We start from the raw sequence: 261 nt of genomic DNA, 5'->3' as shown, positions 1-261 counted from the left end.
GCTAGCTTATGCCATTGCACTAACCTCACGATGTCCGACCGTGATTAGCTAACCTTCGTGCTCCTCCGTTACTCTTTAGGAGGAGACCGCCCCAGTCAAACTACCCACCAGACACTGTCCTCACCCCAGATAATGGGGCCGAGTTAGAACATCAAACATTAAAGGGTGGTATTTCAAGGTTGGCTCCACGCAGACTGGCGTCCACGCTTCAAAGCCTCCCACCTATCCTACACATCAAGGCTCAATGTTCAGTGTCAAGCT

At 51.3% G+C, this 261-nt stretch carries 1 rRNA gene; it reads right to left on the bottom strand.

From position 1 onward, the window contains the following. Positions 1-261 (bottom strand): 23S ribosomal RNA (locus tag J1781_RS26550); the annotation flags it as partial.

The organism is Rahnella perminowiae, from assembly GCF_019049695.1.
GTDB lineage: Bacteria > Pseudomonadota > Gammaproteobacteria > Enterobacterales > Enterobacteriaceae > Rahnella > Rahnella perminowiae.
Note: the sequence above shows the minus strand (reverse complement) of the source record. Positions and strands in the feature narration are given on the sequence as shown.